The organism is Actinomadura sp. NPDC023710, assembly GCF_040639875.1.
Taxonomy (GTDB): Bacteria; Actinomycetota; Actinomycetes; order Streptosporangiales; family Streptosporangiaceae; genus Spirillospora; species Spirillospora citrea.
The window spans coordinates 68350-91140 of the sequence record NZ_JBFAGB010000002.1 but is presented as its reverse complement, the minus strand read 5'-3'; the positions used below and the strand labels follow the sequence as shown (position 1 = coordinate 91140).

General features: G+C 72.5%; 16 protein-coding genes and 2 tRNA genes. 3 read left to right on the top strand and 15 right to left on the bottom strand.

Annotated features, from left to right (window positions below):
• Positions 1-20: 20 nt before the first annotated feature.
• The 7 genes from AB0H37_RS02490 to AB0H37_RS02460 all read right to left on the bottom strand — a co-directional run bounded on the left by AB0H37_RS02490 (position 21) and on the right by AB0H37_RS02460 (position 5725).
• Positions 21-2045, bottom strand: coding sequence for a serine/threonine-protein kinase (locus AB0H37_RS02490; protein WP_360610852.1), 2025 nt, complete (start codon positions 2043-2045; stop codon positions 21-23).
• Positions 2046-2560: 515 nt separating this feature from the next.
• Positions 2561-2633: transfer RNA gene (locus tag AB0H37_RS02485), tRNA-Lys, on the bottom strand.
• 84 nt (positions 2634-2717) lie between these two features.
• Complete coding sequence (locus AB0H37_RS02480) at positions 2718-3287, bottom strand: response regulator transcription factor (protein WP_329086720.1); 570 nt, start codon at positions 3285-3287, stop codon at positions 2718-2720.
• 432 nt (positions 3288-3719) lie between these two features.
• Positions 3720-4064 carry a hypothetical protein gene (locus AB0H37_RS02475; RefSeq protein WP_360610849.1) on the bottom strand — a complete coding sequence of 115 codons (345 nt, stop codon included), beginning with the start codon at positions 4062-4064 and terminating at the stop codon, positions 3720-3722.
• Between the two features lie 231 nt (positions 4065-4295).
• Positions 4296-4371: transfer RNA gene (locus tag AB0H37_RS02470), tRNA-His, on the bottom strand.
• A 54-nt stretch (positions 4372-4425) separates the two neighbouring features.
• Positions 4426-5022 (bottom strand): oligoribonuclease, encoded by a 597-nt coding sequence (gene orn, locus AB0H37_RS02465; protein ID WP_329086724.1) that lies wholly within the window; start codon positions 5020-5022, stop codon positions 4426-4428.
• 52 nt (positions 5023-5074) lie between these two features.
• The gene (locus AB0H37_RS02460) at positions 5075-5725 is read right to left on the bottom strand and encodes a pyridoxamine 5'-phosphate oxidase family protein (protein WP_360610846.1); all 651 of its coding nucleotides are present in this window, start codon (positions 5723-5725) and stop codon (positions 5075-5077) included.
• A gap of 117 nt (positions 5726-5842) precedes the next feature.
• Here AB0H37_RS02460 and AB0H37_RS02455 point away from each other — a divergent pair, with 117 nt between their 5' ends.
• The gene (locus AB0H37_RS02455; RefSeq protein ID WP_329086728.1) at positions 5843-7162 is read left to right on the top strand and encodes a PLP-dependent aminotransferase family protein; all 1320 of its coding nucleotides are present in this window, start codon (positions 5843-5845) and stop codon (positions 7160-7162) included.
• Between the two features lie 9 nt (positions 7163-7171).
• Here AB0H37_RS02455 and AB0H37_RS02450 read toward each other — a convergent pair whose 3' ends face one another.
• Entirely contained in the window at positions 7172-7861 is a 690-nt protein-coding gene (locus tag AB0H37_RS02450; RefSeq protein WP_329086730.1) for a hypothetical protein, read from the bottom strand.
• 430 nt (positions 7862-8291) lie between these two features.
• Between AB0H37_RS02450 and AB0H37_RS02445 the strand changes: the two genes are divergently transcribed.
• Positions 8292-9377 carry a phosphotransferase family protein gene (locus AB0H37_RS02445; RefSeq protein WP_360610844.1) on the top strand — a complete coding sequence of 362 codons (1086 nt, stop codon included), beginning with the start codon at positions 8292-8294 and terminating at the stop codon, positions 9375-9377.
• Between the two features lie 9 nt (positions 9378-9386).
• On the opposite strand, the gene AB0H37_RS02440 is transcribed toward AB0H37_RS02445, so the two are convergent.
• The 3 genes from AB0H37_RS02440 to AB0H37_RS02430 form a co-directional block, all read right to left on the bottom strand.
• A complete protein-coding gene (locus tag AB0H37_RS02440; RefSeq protein WP_329086734.1) occupies positions 9387-10871 on the bottom strand; it encodes a sigma-70 family RNA polymerase sigma factor in 1485 nt (494 codons plus the stop codon).
• 213 nt (positions 10872-11084) lie between these two features.
• A complete protein-coding gene (locus AB0H37_RS02435) occupies positions 11085-12599 on the bottom strand; it encodes a sigma-70 family RNA polymerase sigma factor (RefSeq protein WP_329086736.1) in 1515 nt (504 codons plus the stop codon).
• A 292-nt stretch (positions 12600-12891) separates the two neighbouring features.
• Positions 12892-15141, bottom strand: a complete 2250-nt coding sequence (locus tag AB0H37_RS02430; protein ID WP_360610841.1) for a substrate-binding domain-containing protein — start codon at positions 15139-15141, stop codon at positions 12892-12894.
• A 270-nt stretch (positions 15142-15411) separates the two neighbouring features.
• On the opposite strand from AB0H37_RS02430, the gene AB0H37_RS02425 reads away from it, so the two are divergent.
• Positions 15412-16236: an RNA methyltransferase gene (locus tag AB0H37_RS02425; protein WP_360610839.1), complete on the top strand. Its 825-nt coding sequence runs from the start codon at positions 15412-15414 to the stop codon at positions 16234-16236.
• A 25-nt stretch (positions 16237-16261) separates the two neighbouring features.
• Here AB0H37_RS02425 and AB0H37_RS02420 read toward each other — a convergent pair whose 3' ends face one another.
• The 4 genes from AB0H37_RS02420 to AB0H37_RS02405 all read right to left on the bottom strand — a co-directional run bounded on the left by AB0H37_RS02420 (position 16262) and on the right by AB0H37_RS02405 (position 22764).
• Positions 16262-16681, bottom strand: coding sequence for a hypothetical protein (locus AB0H37_RS02420; RefSeq protein WP_179836981.1), 420 nt, complete (start codon positions 16679-16681; stop codon positions 16262-16264).
• 571 nt (positions 16682-17252) lie between these two features.
• Entirely contained in the window at positions 17253-18263 is a 1011-nt protein-coding gene (locus AB0H37_RS02415) for a hypothetical protein (RefSeq protein WP_360610836.1), read from the bottom strand.
• Positions 18264-18367: 104 nt separating this feature from the next.
• Positions 18368-18736, bottom strand: a complete 369-nt coding sequence (locus tag AB0H37_RS02410; protein WP_179836979.1) for a hypothetical protein — start codon at positions 18734-18736, stop codon at positions 18368-18370.
• Positions 18733-22764 carry an SseB family protein gene (locus AB0H37_RS02405; protein ID WP_360610834.1) on the bottom strand — a complete coding sequence of 1344 codons (4032 nt, stop codon included), beginning with the start codon at positions 22762-22764 and terminating at the stop codon, positions 18733-18735. Before AB0H37_RS02405 ends, AB0H37_RS02410 begins: the two co-directional genes overlap by 4 nt.
• Between the last annotated feature and the right edge of the window lie 27 nt (positions 22765-22791).

The following is a 22791-nucleotide window of genomic DNA, read 5'->3' as shown; positions in this document are numbered from 1 at the left end:
TCACCTCGCTCACCGGTGGTTCAGGCGCGGGTGCGGCCGGCGACGTCGTAGAGCCACACCTTCTCGTCGCCGCCGACCGCGAGGACCTTCCCGTCCGGGCTGAACGCCACGGCGGATGCCTTGCTCGGGAGGCTGATCGGCTTCCCGACCTCCTTGCGCCCGGCCACGTCCCACAGCCGCGCCGTGGTGTCGTTGCCCACGCTGGCCAGCAGCCGTCCGTCCCCGCTGAACGCGAGACCCTGCGGGGCATGGTCACTCGCGGGCACTATCTCACCGAGCGGAGCCGCACGCCGGACGTCCCACAGCCGCACGGTCATGTCGGCGCCCCCGGTCGCCAGCGTCCGGCCGTCCGGGCTCATCACCGCCTCCGTGATCTGGACGGTGTGCCCGCGCAGGGGCTGCCCGACCACCTTGCGGGAACTCACGTCCAACACCCGCACCAGATCCCGCTCGGTGAAGGCCAGCAGCCGCCCGTCCCCGCTGAACGCGATGAACGACATGATGTTCGCCTTGTCGAAGGTGAGCCCGCTCACCTCCTTGCGGGACTCGGTGTCCCACACCTTCAGGTGGGAGCCGGTGGCCGCCAGCCGGTCCCCGGCCGGACTGAAGGCCACGTCGCTCACCGGGGCCGGATCGTCGCTGAAGTCGAACATGGGGATGCCGAGGGTCGCGCCGATCTGCCGGCGGGTCCGCACGTCCCACACCTTGACGCCGCCGTCCATGCTGGCGGTGAGCAGCAGCCGCCCCGCCCTGTCGAACCTGGCCTTGAGGGCCGACTTGGGGGCGATCTTGAGCGGCTGGCCGGACGGCCGCCGGGTCTTGGCGTCCCACAACCGTACGGTGCCGTCCTCCCCGGCGGTGACCAGGAGAGCACCCGCGCGGTCGAACTCCGCGTGGTGCACGGAACCGGCATGGCCTTCCAAGACCGCCAGCGGCTTCGCGTCCGTACCGCCGCTCCCGCCGGACACGCTCTTCCGGCCGGACGCCGGCTCGCCGTCACCGCGCAGTGCCCAGGCGGCGGCGCCGCCGAGCGCGGCGAGGCCGAGGGCGCCACCGCCCGCCATCAGCAGGAACCGCCTCCTGTCCGGCGCCGGCGCGACGGCCGTGGGTGTAGGCGCCGGTGCGGGCGGGACGTGCGGCGCCGGGGCCTGCGGGGCCTGAAGCAGCCACGCGACCTCGGTGCCCTGCCGCGCGATCGCATCGTGCACCACGTCCGGCCAGGGCCGCGCGGACGGCGGTACATCGCCGATCCACCGCAGCAGCTCGGCGGGCGCCGGCCGTGCGGCCGGGTCCTTGGCCAGGCAGGCCGAAACGATCTCGCGGATCCGGTCCGGCAGGTCGCCCAGCACGGGATCGGCGTGGATCACGTTCTGCAGGGTCTGCGGGGTGCTCCGCGCGTGGAACGGGCCGTGGCCGGTGCAGGCGTACACCAGCGTCGAGCCCAGCGAGAAGACGTCGCTGGCGGTGGTCAGATCCCGCCCCAGGGCCTGCTCCGGGGACATGAAGCCGGGCGTGCCGACCAGGGCGCCGGTACGGGTGAGCTGGGTGCCCTCCTCGCCCTCGACGGCCCGCGCGATACCGAAGTCGATCACGCGCAGGCCGTCCTCGGTGAGCAGCACGTTGGACGGCTTCAGGTCGCGGTGCACCAGCCCGGTGCGGTGCACCTCGGTCAGCGCGGCGGCGAGGCCGGCGGCGAGCCGGAGCGCCGATCCGGCCGCCGGCGGACCGGTCGCGGCGACGACCTCGTGCAGCGACGGGCCCGGAACGTACACCGAGGCCAGCCAGGGCTCGGCCGCCTCGGGGTCGGCGTCGATCACCGCCGCGGTGTAGGCCCCGGCGACCCGGCGGGAGGCGCGGACCTCGCGGCGGAACCGGCCGCGAAACCCGTCGTCGTGCACGAACTGCTCGTCGACCAGCTTGACCGCGGCCAGCCGCCCGTCCGGCGCGCTGCCGAGCAGTACCCGTCCCATGCCTCCGCGGCCGAGCTGGGCCAGCATTCGGTAATGCCCGATCTGGCGGGGATCGGACGCCTCCAGGGGTCTCACGGCACACCTCCCTCTCAAAAAGACAATAACGTCTGATTGATCGTTGTGGAGGCATCCGCAGTCATCCGTCACCACGCCGTCACCTTCCGCCGTCGCGGATGGAGAAGGTCGGTTCGCGCCACCCGGACTTCCAGCGGCTGGTCTGGCTGCACGAGGGGGGCGGGACCTCCGCGTTCCGGGTCGCCGGGGCCGCTCGTCCGCGAACGCCGCCGATGAGATCTACGTCCTGCCCACCGCCGACGCGCCTCGGCCCGCAACAAACGACGCGGGCGAAAGGGGCGCTTTTCGGTTCCATGGCGTTGACCCGGCGATGCCGAAAGGACGACTGAACACCATGCGGGGGCGATCCGAATGGGTCCACGTGCGTGCGTCCCGGACGCTGGACGCCCTCAAAAGGGCCGAAACGATCTCGCCTTGATCGCACGCACAGTGGCGGGCGCAGGTCGGCCTCAATTCGGCCCCATACAGAAGCAGCGACGACTCCCGGGAGGGACGTCGTCGCTGGTGGTAGCGGGTGCGCCGTCAGGGACTTGAACCCCGAACCCGCGGATTAAGAGTCCGCTGCTCTGCCAATTGAGCTAACGGCGCCTGTCGTACGGGCCTCGGCGGTGGGCCGGGGTCCCTCGCGACAGGAAGAACAGTATCAGGCCCTGCGGACCAGTGCGAACCGGTTTAGTCCCTGGCCGGGAGGACGCTCATCATGCCCCGCCAGAGGGCGATGGCGGTGGCGCGGGAGCCGACGCCGAGCTTGGCGTAGATGCGGTTGACGTGGTTCTTGACCGTCTTCTCGCTGAGGAAGAGCTGGCGGGCGATCTCGCCGTTGGAGCGGCCGGTGGCGATGAGGTCCATGACCTCGGCCTCGCGGGCGGACAGGCCGAGGGTGGTGCGGGACGCGTGGCGGACGCCGCGGACGAGGTCGTGCGCGGTGAACGAGCCGGGGACGAGGTGGCCGCAGGCGCCGGCGCGGAGGGCGGCCTCGACGGCGGGCTGGTCGTCCGAGCCGAGGACGAAGACGCGGGAGGATGTGCTGAGGGGCAGGACGTGGTCGGCGGCCGCCGCGTCCAGCAGGACGATGTCGGGCCGCAGGCGCTCGGCCAGCGGAACCGCCGCTGCGGGATCGGGGGACTCGGCCACGACCTGGAACTCGTCGCTGGCCTCCAGTACGGCGATGACGCCGGCCCTGCCCTGGGAGTCACCGTCCACCACGAGTACGCGCAGCGGGGCCGTCTCGTCGACGCTCATCCATCGCCCTTGGCGTGTCGTTGACATTTCTAGGGTCGGAGCATAACCGGATGATCTTCGAAGGTCGATGAGCCCGCCACTACGGACGCCTTATCGAGACCGGAACGACGTCAGGACCTGATCGTCGGACGCCCAGGCCGCTGGCCTCGTGCGACCAGGGCGGCGATGCGAGGGAGTGGCCGTTCTGCGGGGACCGTGCTTGTTCGTTGCTGCGGGCCGCGTCCACTCGTGGCGGGGTGAGCCGTTCGACCGCGGCGGCCGGCAGCCAGGCCGGAACTCCCGTGACTCCGCCAGGCGGTGGCAGGAATGGCCGGGCGCCGTTGTAGCGGGCGTCCTCGGCGAGCCTGGCTCGATGGCTCACATGAAGAAGCGGCCCTGGCGGGCCGCTCCTGTTGGAAGGGGCTTACGCCCCAGGTACTGCTGGGCTGGGGCTCAGTGGGTCCGGTTCCAGTACACCATCTTCCAGTGCTGGCGGTCCCGCCTTGCCTCGTTCCGGCGCTTGGCCGCGTCCCGGCTGTTCCGGGTGGCCACGCGGCGCTTCTTGATCTTGGCGACGTACGGTCCGCTCAGGTGGAGCGCACTGCCGACGACGAGAGCGACGACGAGAGCGACGGCGACGGCGAGGACCCCCTTCGACAGGCCATCGTCGATGGGGTCGTTCAAGCCGCCGTTCGCCAGGTCGATGGTGAGGCCATAGAGACCCCCGGTGGAGAGGGCCAGGGCAGAGGCAGTGATGGCCGCCGCGGTGTTCAACGCGGCGTTCACGGATTTGCGCATGAAAATACGACCTTCGGTCTTTTGTTTCGGCCTCCGCATGTGCGGAGCAGCCCTTGATGACCAGGGCTGGTGAAGACCGTGCGCAACCGAAGGCGGATGTCCACCGCGATGAGTGAGTTCGTGGCCGCCGTCAACGCGGGATCGCTCCCGGAATCGGACGTCCGAGAGGGGGAGCCTGCCGCAGGACGCAGAGAAGCCCTGGTCGTCTTCGTGATGACCAGGGCTTCTCGTTGGGGTGAGTGAGGGGACTTGAACCCCCGACATCTTGGACCACAACCAAGTGCTCTGCCAGCTGAGCTACACCCACCGTGGCCGGGATCGATCCCGGCTCCCAGTAGTGTAGCGGTTTCTTCGGGGTGGGTCAGCCGGAGGCGACCTGGGAGGCGATGGCGCGGGCCGTCTCGGAGTCGGGGCCGGGCTGCTGGACGAACACGGCGGCGCGGTAGTAGCGCAGTTCCTGGATGCTCTCGGTGATGTCGGCGAGGGCGCGGTGGCCGCCCTTCTTCTCGGGGCTGGCGAAGTAGACGCGCGGGTACCAGCGCCGGGCCAGCTCCTTGATCGAGGAGACGTCCACCATGCGGTAGTGGAGGTGGGAGTCGAGGGCCGGCATGTCGCGGGCGAGGAACGAGCGGTCGGTCGCGATGGAGTTGCCGCACAGGGGCGCCTTCTTGGCGTCCTTCACGTGGCCCCTGATGTAGGCGAGGACGATGTCCTCGGCCTCGGCGAGGGTGACCCCGCCGGGGAGCGCTTCCAGCAGGCCCGACGTGGTGTGCATGTCGCGGACGACCTTGGTCATCTGGGTGACCGACTCGGGCGGAGGCTTGATGACCACGTCGACGCCCTCGTCGAGGATGTTGAGCTCGCTGTCGGTGACCAGGGCGGCTATCTCGATGAGCGCGTCGTCGCGCAGGTCGAGTCCCGTCATCTCGCAGTCGATCCAGACCAGCCGCTCGTTCATGCACTCACCCTACGGCCATGAACGACTGCGCGGGGCATAGCGGGCGATCGAATTAGGAGGTCACGCGCTGGGCGATATGTCCGGGGATGGGGATGCCGGGACGCAGCAGCGGATCGGGGTCCGGTGTGCCGAAGGCCTGGGTGACGGGCAGGACGCCGGCCCAGACGTCGAGGGCGTGGTCCTCGTCCTCGTCTCCGGGCGGGCCCTGCCGCACCTTCACGGACGCCTCGTCCAGGGAGAGCGCCAGGACGGAGACGCCGGCCAGTTCCTTGCGGTTGGGCCGGCGCGCCACGTCCCACTGGCCGGGGGTCAGCTGCTCGGTGATGACGCGGAGGCCGGTCAGCTTCTCCTCCGGGTCGTCGGCGAGGCGGGGCGTCCCGTAGACGACGGCGCTGCGGTAGTTGATGGAGTGGTGGAACAGGGAGCGGGCGAGGACGAGCCCGTCCAGGTGGGTGACGGTGACGCAGATGTCCTGGGACGGCCCGGCCCTGAGACTGCTCGCCCCGGTGGATCCGTGGAGGTAGAGGGTGTCGTCCAGGCGGCCGTAGCCGGTGGGGACGACGCGGGGTGAACCGTTCACGATGAGGCCGAGGTGGCAGATCATGCCGTCGTCGAGGATCTCGTACAGGACGGAACGGTCGGTGCTGGAGCGTTCGGGGAGGCGGCCGAGACGGGTGCGGGCGGTTGAGGAGAGCGGGTTCATGTCCGTTTACGCTAGGAGGCGAGTGGCCTGGCCGGTATGGCCACTTGGCGCGTATAGCAGGTGACCACTTTGTCGATCGATCTGCCTCTTTCCGTGGAGCGGGACGCTCGGCGGCCGATGAGCGCGCAACTCGTCGCGCAGTTGCGTTCCGCCATGGGGGAGGGACGGCTCGCCGCGGGCGAGCGGCTTCCGTCCAGCAGGGCGCTGGCCGGTCTGCTCGGTGTGAGCCGGACGGTGGTGACGGAGGCGTATGAGCAGCTCTATGCGGAGGGCTGGCTGGAAGGGCGGCATGGGTCCGGCACCTATGTGACCGAGGGTGTCGCCGCCGCGCCTGTGCCGAGGCATGAGGTGCCGGAGACGATATCGGTGCGGAGGGCTGCGGCCCCACACGAGATCGACCTGAGGCCCGGTCTCGCCTGGATCGGGGCCCTGGACACACCCGCTTGGCGTAGGGCATGGCGGCTCGCTGCGGGGATGCCGCCGCAGCAGCGTCAGGACCCGCATGGTCTGCTCGGCCTACGGCAGGCTCTCGCCGACTACATCAGGCGTAGTCGCGGCGTGACCTGTCCCTTGGACGGCCTTCTCATCACGCGTGGAGCGACGAACGGGCTCGATCTGCTTGCCGCGACCGTCCTGCGCCCCGGGGACCGGGTGGGTGTGGAAGAGCCCGGCTACAGCAGAGCGCGTGCTGTCCTGACGGGACGTGGCGCGGAGCTCGTTCCCTGCCCTGTGGACGAGCACGGCCTCGTTGTCGATGCCCTGCCCGATGACCTGCGCATCGTCTACACGACGCCGTCGCACCAGTTTCCGATGGGCGGCGTGCTGCCCGTCCCGCGCAGGCAGGCCCTGCTGGCATGGGCGAGGCGCAACGGGGCGCTCATCGCCGAGGACGACTACGACGGAGAGTTCCGCTACGACGTCGCGCCGCTGCCCGCGCTCTACGGCCTGGACCCGGACGTCGTCGTCTACCTGGGCACGACCGCCAAGATCCTCACCGCGGACATGGGCGTCGGCTGGCTGGGGGGCCGTCCCGACCTGGTGGCGGAGGTGGCGCTCCGGAGGGAGGAGCTGAACGACCGCACCGCCGTGGTGCCGCAGGACGCGCTGAGGCTCCTCCTGGAACGGGGTGACCTGGACAGGTACGTCCGCCGGATGCGCGGGGAGTACGCGCGGCGCCGCGAGGTGGTGGTGCAGGCGCTGGACGGCCTGCCCCTGCGCGGCGACACGGCCGGCCTGCACCTCGTGGTGGACGTCCCGGAGACGGTGGCCGCGCGCACCGTGGACGAGGCCGCCCGGCGCGGTGTCGTGGTGGAGACGCTGGACCGCCACCACATGGGCCCGGTGCGCGCCTCCGGACTGGTGATCGGCTACGGCTCCGCCGCGACCCTGGCCGAGTTGCGCGCGGGGTGCGAGGTCGTCCGGACGCTCGCCGGGTAGCGCCGCAGGTCAGTTGGACAGGGGGCCTACCGGGACGGGCTCCACCGCGGGGTGCAGCGGTCCGGGACGCGCGGACGGCGCGTCGCTCGGCGCCGGACGGACGGTCTCGGGCGTGCGCGGCCGCGCCGTCACGAGCCGGGGGCCGGCGGGGGTGCCGGGGAGCCGGGGCTTCGGGATGGGGGCGACCGGGGTGTCGGGCCCGGTGATGCGCCGGACGTCGATCCCGCCGGGGTCGGGACGGTCCAGGAGCGGCACCTGGGACGCGCCGTAGTGCCCGCCGCGCGCCCAGTCCCTGCGGCTGCGCTGCGCGTGGTAGGACTGCGGCGACGGCAGCGGGGGGCCGGCGGGCCAGCGGCGCGCGACGCCCCACGCGTCCAGCCACTGGACGATCGCCTCGACGCCGCTGAGCGGCCAGCCGGTGAACGGCGAACGCGACTGGCCCACCACCATGATCTGCGCGCAGACACGGCCCTCCCGCCCGAGGGCGCCGCCGAGCAGCCGGGCCGCGCGGGTGATCGGCAGGAGCTGGACGATCTCACCGGTGCCCGGGTGCCACACCAGGTGGGCGGGCCGGTTCTCCTTCAGCAGGTCGGCGGCCACCGAGCGCGCGGAGACGGTGTGCGGGTCGTGCTCCTCGGCGCACCAGACGACGCGGGGAGCACCTCCCCGCAACGCTCCGCCATCGTTCGGTGCCGGCATGCGGCCGGCTGTTGGCAGCCATGCGTCTGCCACGGTGCGTCCCCCCCAATCGGGCGGTCTGACCCCCGAGTGGTATCAGTTACTTCTCTTAGCCCAGCGAGACCCATAAGTCCAGCCCGCCGCCTTGTGGCGGGATGACGGCTGACGCCCACTGAGCCGGGTTTGATCCGGTGTGGTGGCAGACGGGCACCCCGCGTGTCCGAGCATTCCACCTTGTGTCACATTTTTCCTCCGGGGGTTCGGTCGAGTTGCTCACCCTGGGCGGAAGAGAGGCTGAGGCTCCCCGTGTTCTCGCAGGTCAAGCCCTACTCTGGAAAACGGATTACACGCGGCCGCAAGTCGGCCGGAAGTGGCCGGGGTTTCAGGGACCGGACGCCGGTACGGGGGTGGGGTTCACAGCCCTGACCGAGCCGCGTTCTAATAGTGCGTCATGACCGTTGACGCAGAACTGCCCGCCGGGGTGCCCGGTATCGACGTCCCCCGGCTGGCGGCCTGGCTGGCCCGTGAGCTGCCCGGATCCGGACGGATCAGCGCGATCGACCTGATCGCGGGCGGGCGTTCCAACCTCACGTACGGCCTCACGCTGGACGGGGGCCGCCGCATCGTGCTGCGCCGGCCGCCGCTCGGCCACGTCCTGCCGACGGCGCACGACATGGGCCGCGAGTACCGCGTGCTGTCGGCCCTCGGCCACGGGACGGCGGTGCCGGTGCCGACGACGCTGGCCTTCTGCGACGACGAGGAGGTCGTCGGCGCCCGCTTCTACCTCATGGACTTCGTCGAGGGCCGCGTCCTGCGCACCCGGGAGGACGCCGCCGACATCACTCCCGAGCAGGCGCGCGGCCTCAGCGACGCGCTGGCCGAGGCGCTCGCCGCGATCCACACGGTCGACGTGGAGGCCGTCGGGCTGGGGGACTTCGGGCGTCCGAGCGGCTACATGGAGCGCCAGCTCAAGCGCTGGGGCAAGCAGTGGGACAGCTCGCAGGAGGCCGTCCGCGCCACCGGCGACACCCATGACCTGCCCGAGTACGACCGGCTCGTCGCGCGGCTGGCCGAGAGGCTGCCGGCCGACGCCCCCGCCCGCCTGGTCCACGGCGACTTCCGGCTCGACAACGCGCTCGCGCGCCTGGAGCCGCGCCCGCAGATCGCCGCCGTCGTCGACTGGGAGATGTCCACGCTCGGCGACCCCCTGTCCGACCTCGGGCTGACGCTCGTCTACTGGGCGGAGGCGGCCGACGCCGAGCAGCTCCCGGTGGGCGCCACGATCACCTCCGCGCCCGGCTTCCTCACGCGCCGCGAGTTCGCCGGGCGGTACGCCGAGCTGACCGGGTTCGACCTCGCCGACCTCGACTTCTACGTCGCCTTCGCGTGCTTCAAGCTCGCGGTCATCCTGGAGGGCATCCACGCCCGCTACCTGCAGAACGCGACGGTAGGCGAGGGCTTCGACCAGGTCGGCGGCGGCGTGCCGCTCCTGCTGGACCGCGCCCACCGCACCCTCGACGCGGGCTCGGTCTGGTAGCCGCCCCGCTCAGCAGCGGTAGGTGACCGTCGCCGAGCCGCCCGAGGAGAACGACACCGTCCCGGTCTGCCTGCCCCAGCAGAACCCGGACGCGCGCGACACCCGCACGCCGCCGCTCTGGCCCGCGTCGAGGTGGCCGGAGCCGCCCGCCCTGACGGGCCCGGACGTGCCGGTCACCTGCCAGTTCACATAGCCCCCCACGGCGGTGACCGTGACGGTGCACGCGTCGTTCCTGTCCATGTCGCAGCCGCTCACCGACAGGGTGCCCGGCTTGGGCGGCTTCGGCGCGCTGGTCGTGGGCGGCGCCGGCGGCCTGCTCGACGGCGGCTTGGACATGCTCTTGGACGCCGACGGCGACGGCGACTTCGAAGGCGACTTCGACTCGGTCGGGGACGCCGTCGGCGACGTGGGCGACGACGGGTCGGTCGGTATCGGCTCCGGCGCGGACGAACCGCCGGGCGGGGTGCCGCCGGGCGTCACGGGCCCGGTCGCCGCCGCGTTCGTCCCCTCGTCCCCGCCGCCCAGCCACGCCATGGCGCCGGCGAACAGGACCAGGACGCCGACTCCCACCGCGACGGCGGCGAGCAGTGGTCCGCGCCGCCGCGCGGGCGCGCGGTCCCGGGCGCGCGGGGCGGTCTGCTGGTAGGGGAGCGGCCAGCCGTACTCGTCGAAAGGCTCGGTCCAGGCGGCGATGGCGCGGCGGTTCCCGGCCCGGTCCTCGGCGGTGGCCGCGGTCAGCACGTCCAGCCGCAGGTCGGCGGGGATCGCCGCGATCGGCAGCACCGACAGCAGCCGGTCCGGCGGCAGCGGCGGCGTCTCCCGCGCCCCGCACACCGGGCAGTTCTCCACATGCCGGACGAGCGCCGCCGATGTCTGCGGGGACAGCGGCCACGACTCGGTCAGGGCCGCGACGCTCGGGCAGTCCTTCCAGTGGTTCTGCGCGATGAGGGACGCGTGCAGCGCGGCGGCGAGGTCCTCGCGGGCCTGCTGCGCCAGGGCGAGCGTCTCCTCCAGCGGCATGCCGAAGATGCCGGACAGGTCCACCTCGTCCAGCTCGTGGCGGACCGACAGGTCGATGGCCTCGCGCTGCCGCCCGTTTAGCGCGGCGAGCGCGCTGTGCGCGAGCAGCCGGCGCTCCTCGCGGCGGGCGAGCTGCTCGGGCGTCAGCTCGTCCTCGGCCTCCGGGGCCTCCTGACCGGTGTGCCGGTTCGGGCTGTCGCGGCGCCGCATGCACTCCTTGCGGGCGATCGCGTACAGCCAGCCGCGCAGCCGGGCCGGCTCGGTGAGCCGGTCCACGTGCTCGCGGGCGGCGATGACGACGTTGCGCAGGGCCCCGGACGCCTCGACGCGGTCGCGCAGCAGGCCGTGGCAGTAGTCGTAGAGGAACGGCGCGTAGGTGTCGTAGACCTCGGTCAGCGCGATGACGTCCCCGGCTCGCAGCGAGTCCGCCAGCCTGAGGTCGTCATTCTGCGCGGCCCCTGACTCACCGGCCACGGGAACCCTCCCAGTCGAAATCGGTCATCGAAGATCTGCCCCCGACGAGCCCCGACGCGCGTCGGCCGGCTCAGGTTGCCTGATCTTGCCACCAAGTTGCTGGGATTTCTCCCTTATGAGCAGATTTAAGTGACGAATCCGGTACGCCCCGTGGCCGTATCGCCTCGTGGGGCGGCCCTCCCGCGCGCGAAAGTGATCTGGATCACCTTTCGATCAGCTGGACCGCCGGCCGCCGCCGGGGCCGTCTCCGTCCTCCGGCGGGCACGTCAGCGTCACGGTGCGCACGTCCCCGTTGGAGAAGCCGACCGTCCCGGAGCCGCCGGGCGGGGTGCAGGTCCCGCTGACGCGGGCGTAGCCGACCTGGCCGCTGCGCAGCGTGCCGCCGCCGCTGGCGCTGAGTCCGCCGGACGCGCCCGTGACCGACCAGGTGGCCGTGCCGCCGACGGCCCGCACGGTGATGGTGCAGCTGCCCGGCCCCGCGCCCTCGATGGCGCAGGAGCCGATCGACAACCGTCCGGTCCTGGGCTGGGTACGGGTCGCGGTCGGGCGGGGCGAGCGCGACGGCTCACGCGTCTTCGTCGGGGTCGGCGTCGGCGAGGAGGTCGTCGGCGTCGGGGTGGCCGACCGCGTGGGCGTCGGGGTGTCGGACGGCTCCTGCGACTCGGTCGGGGAGGACGGCGAGACGGAGGACGCCGACGTCCCGTCCGAGGGGCCCTGCGCGGCCGTCGGTTCGCCGGACGAGCCGGACATCAGGTAGTACGCCGCCGCGACGACCGCGATGACGGCGGCGGCCGCGGCCAGCGCGGCCCACACCCCGCGCCGGCCGCCGCCTCCGGACGACGCGGCGCGCACGGGCTCCTGCTCGACCATGGCGGGCCAGCCCCAGTCGTCGAACGGCCGGGCCGCGTGCGCGACGGCGGCGAGGTCCGGCGCCAGCGCCGGGTCGGTGGCGGTCGCCATGACGAGCCCGCGCAGGTCGTTCGGCATCATCGCGACCGGCAGCACCTGCAGGAGCCGCGCCGCCGAGACCGTGCGGTCGCGCCGGGGGCCGCAGACGCCGCACGACTCGATGTGCTGGACGAGCCTGTGCACGACCGGCGGCGGGAGCGGCCACCCCGCGTCGTCGACGATCGCCGCGGCCTCGAAGCAGTCGTCGCGTCCCGCGCGGGCGATGTAGGCGGCGGCGAGCGAGTCGTCCAGACGGGCGCGGGCCTCGGCGGTCAGCCCCGCGGCCTGCTGCGCGTCCATGCCGAGGACGCCGCCGATCTCGTCGGCGTCCAGGCCGTGCCGCAGCATGAGGTCGACCGACTCGCGCTCGCGTCCGCGCAGGCCGGACAGGGCGGCGTGGACGAGCCGCCGGGCCTCCTGGCGCCGGGCGAGCTCCGCGTCGTCCAGGAAGCCGTCCTCGACCTCGGGCGCCTCGTGGCGCTGCGCGGGACGGTCGGGGTCGCGCAGCCGCCGCATGCACTCGTTGCGGACGAGCGCGTACAGCCAGCCGCGGAAGCGGTCGGGTTCGCGCAGGCCGGACACGTGCGCGTAGGCGGCGATGAGCGCGTCGTGGAGTGCGCCGGCCGCCTGGTCCTGGTCGCGCAGCAGCGCGTGGCAGTAGTCGTACAGGCGGGCCGCGTAGCGGTCCATGACCTGGATGAGGGCGCTCGGATCGCCTGCCGCGAGCGTCCGCGCCAGGCGCTCGTCGTCGGCGCGGTCGAGACTGGGCCAACCGGACACGAAGTCCTCCCGCGGGCTGTGCTGGGAATCCTCGTCCGGGGCGTCGTGGACGCCGGGGACGGGCTGGAAGATCTCAGAGGGAGCGGTTCGCTCTCCCGGCCCCGGTCGGTCGTCCGACCGGCGGCCGCCTCCCCGTCACGGGCCAGGGAGGGATGTAGGTCGGAGGCCCGACGGCCCCGCTCCCCGTCGGGCCTCCACATAGATTGACGGTCGAATCGGGCGCCCGGTTGACACGGATTTCAGGGAAAAATCAAGAACTACCTGGCGCATTCGGAAGATCACCGAATGGTGATCACTGGATCCGGCGGGAGAGCATCTTGAGGAAGATCTTGGAGATCTCGCCGGGCGTCATGGCGATCTGCACGTTGCCGTTCGTCGCCGCGGCGATCTGCTCCAGTTCGCCCCGGTCCACGCCCTTGCCGAACCCGATCATGTTCACCTGGATCGGCTTGTTCGGGTCCTGCATGTCCTTCAGCTGCTCCAGCGTGTCCTTCAGCGACGGGCCGTCCGGGTCGTCGTTCTTCCCGTCGGTGAGCAGCAGGATCGAGTTGCCGAACTCCGGCTTGTAGGAGTCGTTCATGCTCTTGTACGCGGCCAGCATCGTCCGGTACAGGCCGGTGTCGCCGTCCGGCTTCGGCTTCATCTGGTTGAGCGTGGACAGGACGAGGCCGCGCCGCGTGTTGGACCCGACCCGCTCGCCGAGGGGGCCGACCGGCACCGTCTCCTTGTACGGCGTCTTGCCGTCCATGTTCGTCGAGAACAGCCACTGGCCGAGCTCGGTGTCGTTGGACATCATGCTGAGCCCGCCCTGCGACACCTGCGCGATGGCCTGGAGCCGGTTGACGTCCGGCCCGACCTTCTCGGCCATCGACCCGGACACGTCGATCAGGGTGAGCATGCGCAGGCCGAGCGACAGCTTCGACCACGCCTGCATGACCTTCGCGACGTCCTCGCTCTTCGGCGCGGGCAGCTGCCGCGGCCGGGCCGGGCTGACGCCGGCCGCCTCGCCGAACCCGGGCGGCGCCTTGCCGTCGGTCGCCCGGAACCCGGCGTCGAGGACGTCCTTGCGGGTCGCCTCGGTCCGCATCGCCTGTTCGAGCAGGCGGGCGGCCTTGCGCTCACCGTCGCCCTTGGCGGTGACGGTGAACGGGTAGTCCATCGACAGCGTGCCCTCGATCGGGTACAGCGCGACCGCGGGCTCGGCGGGCTTGCTCCGGTTGTAGGAGTAGAGCGACTGCTCCGACGACAGCGAGATCGGCTGCTTGCCGGTGCGGTCCTTGCGGAAGTGCTCGAACTCCGCCTTCACGTTCGGGACGGTGCTCTCCCGGACGGTCCGGACGATGCCCGTGAAGATCGAGTCCCGGTTCGGGTCGTTGGCCAGCAGCGTGCTCGTGACCATCAGGGAGCCCATGCCCGCGGCGTTCCTCATCGGGTCGGGCACGACGAGCCGCACCGACCCCGCCGGGATCATCTGGTTCTTGGTGACCGCGCCGCCCGCGACGCCGCCCGCGGCCTTCAGCAGGTTGTCCCACGACGGGCTGGCGGTGATGCCCTGCTCCTTCAGCTGCAGCGCGAGCGTCCGCGGCAGCCCCACCACGATCGGGCTGGTCGCGAGCGAGGTCTTGGTGGACACGACGCCGCTCTTGTCGCCGTTCTCACCGTCGGTCTGCGCCAGCGAGATCCACAGGGACGAGTCGGGGATCCACACGTCCGGCCGGTCGTTCGCCACGGCCTGCCCGGACAGCTGCGTCGTCACCGCCGAGGGCTCGACCCGCTTCACGGTCGCCTTGACGCACTTGCCGTCGACCTCGTGCTTGCCGTCGTTGAACCGTCCGGCGGCCTTCTCCACGACCGGCGCGATGTCGAGCGCGGCCGCCACGGACAGGTTCATCGCGCCGTCGCCGGAGCAGCCGCCGCCGCTCTCGGCGAAGGCGTAGACGCCCACACCGAGCAGCAGCGCCAGGCCCACGGCGCCCGCCATCGGCCCGATCAGCGCGGTCGCGCTGCGCTTGCGCCTGCGCCGCCCGTACTCGTAGCCGCCCGATCCGCTGCCATAGCCGCCCGAGCCCCCCGAGCCTCCTGAACCGCCAGAACCGCCTGAACCGCCAGAACCGCCGCCGTATCCGCCGGAGTCACCCGACCCGCCGGAACCGCCGAAGAACCCGGCCTGGCCGCCGTCCGACCTGCTGATGGCGTCGTACTCGCTGTAACCCGTCCCGGCCAGCGGCGAGGACTCCGGGGGAGGCCCCTGCGGGGACGCGGTCCCCGGCTCCTCTCCGTACCGGCCCTGCCCGTAGACCGGCTGCTCGGACGAACTCCGGGGCGTGAACCACTCGGGCGTCTCACCGGACGCGCCCGGCGCCATGCCGGGCGGGGCGCCCTGCGGGCCCGCCTGGGGCTGGGCGAGCGGCTGGCCCTGGCTGTCCCGCGCCCCGAACCAGTCGGACGACCCGTCGTTGGCCGGGCCGAAGACAGGGGTGGACGGGTCGTACCCGCCTTCGCCCGCCCCTCCGGGGAAGTCATTGCGATGACGTCCGCTCACGGCTGCCCTCGATTCGCCTGAAACCCGCCGATGTTCCCCGGCACTGTAGTAGTACGCCACAGAGGTTACAAAGGACTCAAAACTGATAATGACGCAGGTCATGAGCGTGAGCCCCGACGAACCTGGCAGCGTACGCGGCCGCCCCGCCCAGCGATCGGAGGGGTACGAGAGTACGCGAATCTCTCTCTAGAACCGGATTCAGGGCCTCTCGCGGCCGGATCCGGCCGCGACGCAGCCGGGGCACCGCGTGCCCGGCGGCAGACTGGGGGGATGGCCAGCCTGATCCCCGTCTCCGACCCCGCCGACCCGCGCCTCGCGGACTATGTCCGCCTCCGCGACGTCAACCTCCGCAAGAGCCTGGAGGCCGAGCACGGCCTGTTCGTCGCCGAGGGCGAGAAGGTGATCCGCCGCGCGGTCGGCGCCGGGCACCCCGTCCGCTCCCTGCTGATGGCCCGCCGCTGGACCGGACCGCTGGCCGACCTGCTGGACGGCGTGGACGCCCCCGCCTACCTTGCCGACGACGCCACCATGGAAGCGATCACGGGCTTCCAGGTGCACCGCGGCGCCCTGGGCTCCCTGGAACGACTCCCCCTGCCGCCCGTCGACACCGTCCTCGGCACGGCCCGCCGCGTCGTCATCTGCGAGGACATCGTCGACCACACCAACGTCGGCGCCATCTTCCGGTGCGCGGCCGCGCTGGGCGTCGACGCGATCATCCTGTCGCCGAGGTGCGCCGATCCCCTGTACCGGCGCGCGGTCAAGGTCTCCATGGGCGCGGTCTTCGCGATCCCCTACGCCCGGATGACCAGCTGGCACGACGGCCTCGGCAAGGTGCGGGCGGCGGGGTTCAGCCTCCTGGCGCTGACTCCGGACCAGTCGGTCACGCCGCTGGACGAGGTGCCCATCGGCGACCGCGCCGCGCTCATGCTCGGGTCGGAGGGGGACGGCCTTTCCTCCCACTGGCTGGACGAGGCCGACGAGCGCGTGTGCATCCCCATGAGCGCGGAGGCCATGTCCAACGGAGTCGACTCGCTCAACGTCACCGCGGCGGCCGCGATCGCCTGCCACACCCTCATGCGCAGGGTGCCCTCCTGAGGAGGACGGGGCGCTGGGGCGCCGTCTATGCGACGGCGGCCTCGTCGTCCCGGTCGGCCAGCAGCCTCGTCAGGCGCTCCCTTTCCATGAACGCCCAGTCCTCCGGGTCGTCCTCCCAGTCGACGCGTTCGTCGACGTCCAGGCCGGCGTTGAACTCCTCGTGGAGGCCGGACGGGTTCTGCCTGACCGGGTCGGAGAACTGCCACACCTCCACGGCGGCCCTCAGGTCGCCGCGGTCGGCCAGCAGGTCGGCCAGGCGCCTCGTCGTCGGCGAGGCCTCCCCGTAGGCGCGGGCCCACACGTGCAACGCCGCTTCCAGGTCGCCGTGCTTCGCCAGCAGCTCACCCAGCCGTCCGGCGGCGTTCCGGTCGCCGGCCTCCGCCCGGGCGCGCAGCTCCGCGATCTCGTCCTGGTTCGGCACGTCACCGTTTGTCCGAATTTCCATTACCGGTCACCTCTTCCGGGGGCAGCAAGGGCGCTGGCAAGGAACAGTCGCTTCGGGAAAGTGTCCATTTCAGAGGGCCTCAAACCGCTTCCTTCCAGCGAGTTGGCCGATCCGTGCTCCTGAATCCGAGAGGACGGTCACGCGGTCGCCGCCGTTTCGCCGGGCATCCCGCACGCCTGCCCACAATCGTCAAGACGCGCTACGCGAATCGGGGTTTTCGCTCGGCTTGGAACGGGACGATCGGCGCCGCGCCGCCCGACGGCGGACGCGGAGTCCGTCGTTCCGCATCAGTGGGTTCGGCCGTTCGCCGGGGAACGACGCGCGTCGGCCCGGACGGTCGGGGTCACCGGGTACGGGTATTTCCGGGCCCCGTTCCCCGACGTCTGGGAAGGGCGTGCGTGAGATTCTCTTTCGAGGATCCGCCGTTTCCGGGGCCGTCCTCGATGTGGTGCCGGCACCGGCGGTCGAGTTCCACGGGGCATGCCATAAACGAACGCGCGCCACTCGTCGAATGCGCGACCGGCGCATGACCTGCGCTGATCATCTGGGTGAAGACGCGCGCGTCCCGGCGTCACCGGCCGAACATGCCGCCTCGCGGCCGGCGGTGCGTTCCCCTGGGCCGCCTGGGGGCCCCGGCGGGCAGCCGCCGGCGGCCGAGGCGCAGCTGCGTCAGCAGCAGCGAGAACGCCACCATCAGCGCCGCCAGCCACGCGATCTGCGTGCTGGCCATCCGCTCGAACGTCAGGTCCTGCGCGACGGGCGCCTTGTTGCCCTGGAGCCGGCTCTGCGGCGTCCCCGCCCCGGGGTCCGGGCTCGGCGCGACGGACGGGTTGGGCGCCTGGATGGAGGGCAGCGCCACCTGCGGGTTCTGCGCCTCGAACGACGAGTTGGGCGACGTCTGGACGGACCCGCTCGTCCCCGTGCCGTTCCCGGAGGAGCCGTTTCCCCCGCCGGACCCGCCGTGCGACGTCCCCGACGACGAGGAGTGCGACGACGTGGGCGAGGGCTTCGTGGGCGTGCGCGACGGCGACTTCGTGGGCGTCTTCGAGGGCGTGGGGGTCGGGGTGGGCGTCTTCGTGGGCGGCTTGGACGGGACGACGTACTTGAACGTCGTGGTCCCGGCGACCGGGGAGAGGTCGGTCGCGTCGACGGTCACGATGATCGTGTAGACGGTCGTCGCGTCCGGGCCCTCCTTCGGGACCGTCACGTGCGACTTGACGGGCGCCCCGCTCTTGCCCTCGGCCAGGTCACCGACGGCGCACCCCGCCGACTCGAACGGCGCGCCGCAGTCACCGGTCACCGTCGTGCCCTTGAGGGTCGCCGTGATGTTGGTGACCTTGATGTTCGCCACGGCGCCGCCGACGGCCGTGACCGTCGTCGTGATGTCGAGCGAGTCACCGGGGTCCAGCCTGGTCGCCGTCGAGGCGACGTTCAGCTGGAGCCGGCCCGTCGCGGGGGACTCGGGATCCGACCCTGAGGGGGAGGGCGCGGCGTCGGCCACGGCGGACGCGCCGCCGGCGGCGAGGATGGCCGCCGTGCCGAGCCCAACAAAGATCGGTTTCACCGTCGCTCGGCAGATCACTGCCGCCGCACCTCCGTCGCGTCGCCGTTGAGCGCTTGTGTCCGAGGGATCGCCTCGGGACACATGCGAACACGGATCCAAGGGCCAAATCAACCCCGCCCGGGTCAGACGAACTCTTCCCGGACGTCCTCAATCTCTGCCCCGGGCGCCCACGCCTGCCAGATGCCCTGGTCGACGCGGTCGAGCCCGAGACTCTCGGCGACCGGGGCCCGCCCTCCCGCGTATTCGACCCGCACCCACGTCTCGTGCTCTCCGACGATGACGAAGCGCTCGCCGCGCCAGCGGCACGTCGTCCGGACGTAGCGGAGCTCCTCGACCTCGGACGCGGGGACGATGCGGCGGAAGCGCCCCGGCCGCAGCTCCTCGAACCCGTCCGTCGGCTCGGGCGCGTACAGCCTGATCTCGCCGTCGGCGCCCGGCGCGGCCTCGAAGTCGCGGCCGAGCCACCGCGCGACGTACCCGTCCCGGATCACTGCGCGGCCTCCGTCCGTCCGTCCCATGCCTCGGCGCCGGCGTCCGGCCGCAGCCAGGCGAGCCGGTCGGGGTCGTACATCGCGATGAAGCGCTCGGAGCGGTCCCTGCCGATGAAGTACATCTCCGCTCCGTACGGCAGCCGGACGCTGGTCACCTTGTACTCGCGGATGGACCCGGCGCTTCCCGGCGCGAAGCCGCTCCCCGTGAACGGCGGCCGCTCGATGACCCAGCCGGACTCGCCCCAGGAGGCCATCTCCTCCTCGTCGCGTCCGCCGAACGGGACGAGGTAGAGGTCGGGGCAGTACGCCGGCCACCGGATGACGTACACGCCCTCGTCGTCGGGGGAGAACGAGGAGTCGGAGAACAGCAGCCCCAGCGCCTCGTAGATCTGGGCGGGCGTCTGCAACTCGGCCACGTCGTTCGTGGAGTGGACGAAGCCGCCGACGCGGTCGTACCCCTGCTCCAGGTACCAGGAGACGTGGCTGTGCGGGACGACCTTCTGCATGATGACCGGCGAGGCGACGCGGTCCTCGGGGTCGGACGGCATCTGCGGCACCGGCTCCCGCCGCGGCGGCGGCAGCGGAACCTCCGGCCGCGCCTGGACGAGCCCGACCCGCACCGCCCACTCGCTGAGCGACCGCACCTGGTCGCCGTGCAGCGACGCCCCGATGTGCGTCCCCGGGTTGAGCACCATGGCCCAGTCCTCCCGGGGCCACGCGCCGATCAGCTCCCGGAAGTCGGCGTACACGAACCGGGACTCCGGCAGCACCTCGCGCAACCGGACCATCGACGTGAACACCTGCACGGACACCGCGTCCCGCAGCGCCGCGTCCCATCGGAACTCCCGCTGTACCGGCGTGACCTCAAGCGGCGCGTCATCGGGAATCGGCACGAGCACGTTCGCGTTCAGCAGCACCCGCAGGAACGCGTCGGAGTCACCGCTCGAAGCCGCCTCGTACAGGTCCTGGTCGATCCGGTTCCCCGGCTCGAACGCGGGCTCCGGCTCCCCGACGGCACGCAGCGCCCGGCCCGCCCCCGGCCCTCCAGTGGGCGCACCTCTTCCACCGCCGTCACCCCCGCCGGCGGCGTCGGCCGCATCATGCCTCTCCGGCCGGCCAGGGTGCGCGGCATCCTGAGGAACCGCCGCGAGGCCGCTCGGCGCCGCTTCACCGCCGGACGCGCCATGCGGAACCGTCGGCGCGCCCGCGTGGTGAACTTCCGCTTCCTCCGGGGTGCCAGATGTGGCACCTGGAGGTTCGTTGCCCTGGGCGCCGACACCAGTGGGCCCGGTTTCCACGGGGCCGCCACTCGACGAGGGAACGCCGTGGTCGGACCCCGCAACGCGACGGTCGGTGCCTTCCGGCGGGCTGGGGACGGCGCCACCAAGCCCGGCCATATGCCCCGGATCGTCGGCCGCACCCGACGGTATTCCGGGCGCGCGGCCCGCGTCGTCTCGGCCGCCCGGTGCGGCGCCGAGGGGCTCGACGCCCTGAGCCGAAGGTCCGGGAGGAGTTGGGAGCGGCGGTGCGCCGGGCGCGTCCGTGTCGTCCTGTTTGCCCGGCGCATCGCTGAGGGGCGTGGCGCCTTGAGCCGTAGGCCCGGGGAGGCCGGGCTCCGGGACGCCGCCGGGGGTGGTGGCGCTGGGTGCGCCTAGGTGGGGTCGGTTCGTGTCGTCTTGCAGGCCCGGTGCGGCGCCTGGTGGTTCGGTGCCTTGGGGAGCGGGGGCGCTGGGAGGCGCGTCAGCGAGGTGGCGGCCCGCGTCGTCTGTCGCACCCGGTGCAGCACCGAGGGGCTCGACGCGCTGAGCCGAAGGTCCGGGAGGAGTTGGGAGCGGCGGTGCGCTGGGCGCGTCCGTGTCGTCCGGCTTGTCCGGCGCATCGCTGAGGGGCGTGGCGCCTTGAGCCGTAGGCCCGGGGAGGCCAGGCTCCGGGACGCCGCCGGGGGTGGTTGCGCTGGGTGCGCCTAGGTGGGATCGGCTGGCGTCGTCTTGCAGGCCCGGTGCGGTGCTTGGAGGCTCGGTGCTCTGGGGCGCAGGTCCAGGAGCGGGGGCGCTGGAAGGCGCGTCCGCGAGGTGGCGGCCCGCGTCTCCCGGTGCTCCTGGCGCGGCACCGAGGCGTTCGGTGCCCTGAGGGGCGGGTTCGGGGAGGCCGGGCTCTTCGATGCCGGACGGGTCGGGCGTGACGGGAGTGGGCGCGCCGGAATAAGGACGGCCCGCGTCTGCCGGCGCTCCTGGCGTGGCGCTGAGGGGGTCGGTGCCCTGAGATGCGGGGTCGGGGAGGCCGCCGGGCGGGTTGGCCGTGCCGGGGGTGGCCGCCGGCACAGGTCCGGCCATGTGGCCTGGGTCGATGGCAGTGCTGGACGGATCCGCGAAGTGGCTCCCCGGAACGCCCGGTACGGGCCCCGGAACATCGGCGGCCGAGACGTCGCCCGCCTCAACCGCCGTGTCGGGCGCGGCCGGATGGGGTGCGGCCGGATGGGGTGCGGCCGCCTCGCCGAAGTGCGCGGGGGCCGGGGGCACGGCTTCAGGAAGGCCGAGCTGCGCGGCGCCGCCAGGTGTTCCTGCATGGTGGCGGCCTGATTCCGCGGGCGCGGGGACGGCGGGCTCGTCCGCGGGCGGCGGGCCCGCGTGCCGGCCCGGGCCGGCGGCGGGGGCGGCCGGGACGGCGGGGGCCACCGGAACCGAGGGCGCGTCCGGAGGCGGGGGCGTCGCGGCGGACGGGGGAGCGGGCGGGCCGCTGAGGGTGCGGACCTGCTCGCCCGGCATGGACGCGTCGATGGGCGTGCCCGGGTTGAGGACGAGCGTCCACGAGGCGTCCGGCCAGGCGGTGACCATCTCCAGAAGGCTCGGCATGATGAAGCGCGACGAACCGATCGCCTCGTTCATCCACTTCAGCGACGTGAAGATCTGGATCGACGTCCGCCCGTGGACGGGGACGGGGCGCCACGGGAACTCGGGGTCGCCGGGGACGATGCCCCACGGGGTCTCGGCGTCCACCGGGACGAGCACCTGGGCACCGAGGAGGATCTTGAAGAACGTCTCGGTGTCGCGGCGGCGGGCGGCGTCGAAGAGGCGCTGCTCGATGTCGTTCTGGGGCTCGAAGCGGTCGGTCATCCGCTGGGCGGCGCGCTGGTCGGCCCAGGTGGCGAGGCCGGGGAGCTGCTGCGCGAGGACGGTGCCGCCCGCGGGCGAGCCGGAGTTGATGGCGAGGAGCCAGTGGTGGTCCGGCCAGTAGCGCAGCGCGACGGTGAACGGCAGCGCGATGTGCTCGGTGCCGGGCCCGGACGCCTCGGCCAGGCGTTCGGGCGAGGTGAAGACCGGGACGACGGTGGAGCCGTCGACCTCACGGGTCTGCCACGGGAAGCCGGGGCGGCCCGGACGCAGTGAGAAGTCCATGTCGTCCGGGACGGGCAGCAGCACGTCGGTGGCCGCCAGCGTCTGCAGGAACAGGTCGTGGTCGTTGTTCGCGGCGGCCCGCAGCAGCTCGCGCTCCACGTCGTTGGCCGGCTGGAACTCCGGGCGCGGCGCCTCGCGGGGCAGGTCGCGGTGCTGGTCGCGCAGCTCCTCCCACGGCGGGGACGCGCGGCCGACCTGCGGGGGGCGGCCGTCGCCCTCGGCGACCTGCCGGACGAACCAGGCCGGCAGCCGCGCCTCGATCGGCAGGGCGGCGGGGACTCCGCGCGCGGGGGCGTCCACGGCGAGCCACCAGCGGCTGTCCGGCCAGCTCTCGGCGATGTCGCCGAACCGGACGGTCATGAAGTGCTGGTAGGACGGCCCGAGGCACGCCCGCATCGCCGCCGCCGACGTGTAAACCAGGACGTGGACCCGGCCGTCCTCCTCCTGGGTGGGCCACGACGGCTGGGCCTCCCCCGCGAGGACGCCGTCCACCAGGTCGGGCGGAACGGGAACGACGAGGTCGGCGTCCGCGAGGAGGCGGAAGTAGCTCTCCTGGTCGCCGGCCCGTACGGTCTCCTGCAGTCGGTGCTCCAGTTCCGACGTGGGTCGCCACGCGTCGGCCACGGTCGCCACCCCCTGTTTCTAGCGTGCTCGTCCCCG

What these genes read in the sequence shown, in the direction of transcription:
- AB0H37_RS02480 (WP_329086720.1), bottom strand. Translation starts at nt 3,287, where the DNA reads ATGAGCGTCGACGAGACGGCCCCGCTGCGCGTACTCGTGGTGGACGGT.
- AB0H37_RS02475 (WP_360610849.1), bottom strand. Translation starts at nt 4,064, where the DNA reads ATGCGCAAATCCGTGAACGCCGCGTTGAACACCGCGGCGGCCATCACT.
- orn (WP_329086724.1), bottom strand. Translation starts at nt 5,022, where the DNA reads ATGAACGAGCGGCTGGTCTGGATCGACTGCGAGATGACGGGACTCGAC.
- AB0H37_RS02460 (WP_360610846.1), bottom strand. Translation starts at nt 5,725, where the DNA reads ATGAACCCGCTCTCCTCAACCGCCCGCACCCGTCTCGGCCGCCTCCCC.
- AB0H37_RS02455 (WP_329086728.1), top strand. Translation starts at nt 5,843, where the DNA reads ATGAGCGCGCAACTCGTCGCGCAGTTGCGTTCCGCCATGGGGGAGGGA.
- AB0H37_RS02450 (WP_329086730.1), bottom strand. Translation starts at nt 7,861, where the DNA reads ATGCCGGCACCGAACGATGGCGGAGCGTTGCGGGGAGGTGCTCCCCGC.
- AB0H37_RS02445 (WP_360610844.1), top strand. Translation starts at nt 8,292, where the DNA reads ATGACCGTTGACGCAGAACTGCCCGCCGGGGTGCCCGGTATCGACGTC.
- AB0H37_RS02425 (WP_360610839.1), top strand. Translation starts at nt 15,412, where the DNA reads ATGGCCAGCCTGATCCCCGTCTCCGACCCCGCCGACCCGCGCCTCGCG.
- AB0H37_RS02420 (WP_179836981.1), bottom strand. Translation starts at nt 16,681, where the DNA reads ATGGAAATTCGGACAAACGGTGACGTGCCGAACCAGGACGAGATCGCG.